The 1,651-nt window shown below is 39.2% G+C and carries 2 protein-coding genes; both read right to left on the bottom strand.

The features are described from left to right. Positions 1-1,031 (bottom strand): group II intron reverse transcriptase/maturase (gene ltrA, locus HT719_RS10665; protein ID WP_172929180.1); only part of this gene is annotated, 1,031 nt, incomplete at its 3' end. A 289-nt stretch (positions 1,032-1,320) separates the two neighbouring features. After that, on the bottom strand, positions 1,321-1,651 hold a 331-nt coding region (locus HT719_RS10660), incomplete at its 5' end, for a transposase (protein ID WP_172929178.1).

The raw sequence follows: 1,651 nt of genomic DNA, 5'->3' as shown, positions 1-1,651 counted from the left end.
AAGCGCTCATCTATGCTGGCTACTATACTTTTCATATTTCCCAATGAGAAATAGTTTATCCATCCTCGAATAGACAAATTCAGTTGCTCAATACGTCTTGTTAAGTCTATACTCCATTTCCTCTGTGTTAGTTTCTTCAATTTAAGCTTAAATCTCCGAACACTATCTTGATGTGGACGACTTTTCCAACCATCTGATGATTTCCAGAACCCAAAACCTAGATATTTCAACTCTCTTGGTCTGGTAATCTTAGTCTTGGTCATGTTTACTTTCAAACCTAGCCGTTTCTCAATAAAACGACTGACTGAATACATCACACGCTTAGCGGCTGCCTCGCTTCCGACCGTAATCACACAATCATCTGCGTAGCGCACAAATCGAAGTCCCCTCTTTTCTAATTCCTTGTCCAATTCATTAAGCATAATATTGGATAAGAGAGGAGATAAATTTCCTCCCTGTGGTGTACCAACTAGCGTTTTATGACGCTGACCATTAATAATAACACCTGAATGAAGATACTTACGAATCAAGGATTCCGTATCTCCGTCTTCGATAATATTATGTACTAAGGACATCAATCTATCTTGAGGAACCGTATCGAAAAATTTCTCTAGGTCTATATCCACTATCCACTCATAGCCGTCATTTAAGTACTCTAAGAGCTTCATGATGGCTTTTTCACATGACCTATTTGGTCTGAAGCCATAACTCGTATCTGAGAAATGAGGTTCACAAATAGGGCTAATGACTTGAACAATGGCCTGTTGAATCATTCTATCCATAACTGTTGGAATTCCTAGTTGACGGATGCCTCCGTTTGGTTTAGGAATCTCAACTCTAAGAACTGGTTGAGGCTTATATTTTCTCTGTTTTATCAGTTCCTTAGTCAACCGCCAGTTTTGTCTGAGATGATTATCCATCTCTTCTATAGTCATTCCATCAATCCCAGCTGAGCCTTTATTGGATTTTACTTGATTGTAGGCCTCCAGCATATTTTCGCGTGATAATATCTTATCTAGCAATTTTGACATGTGCGTATTCCTTTCTTGTTTTGGTGCCTGAGGGACATCTTATATTGGTGAGCCTTCATCTAGTCAATACGTGACAGAGTCCAGTTCTATCAGACCGTTCGTTTTACAGACACAAGTGAAGTAGGATTACTTCGATCTGTCGTTTTCTCTTTCTAGCGACAGACCTCAAACAGTCTCTCCCCAGACTGTTTGAGTATTCACCCCTTCGCTCCACTTCCATTACAGAAGTTTCCTCACTACTATGGGTTCGGCTGACTTCTCATGATTCCTTGTTACTACGCTTTCATACTCAATCATTTTCAAAAAGCAACCTTGTCCATTGTCTGCTGACAGTGGACTTTAAAACGCTTTTTTCCAGTCCTTGAATAACTTCTTGAAGCTTATCAATGACGGCTTCCAATGTTTGGAAAGCCTTATTTTTGAAACCTCGTTTTCGAATTTCTTTCCAGACTTGTTCAATAGGGTTCATTTCTGGTGTATAAGGTGGGATAAAAGCCAACTCAATATTACTTGGAATCTCTAAGGTACTTGATTTATGCCATATAGCATTATCCATGACAAGTAACATATAGTCATCTGGATAAGCTTGTGAGACTTGCCTTAGAAATTCATTGGTCCAC

This window comes from Streptococcus sp. k-378, from assembly GCF_013277505.1.
Taxonomy (GTDB): Bacteria; Bacillota; Bacilli; order Lactobacillales; family Streptococcaceae; genus Streptococcus; species Streptococcus pseudopneumoniae.
Note: the sequence above shows the minus strand (reverse complement) of the source record. Positions and strands in the feature narration are given on the sequence as shown.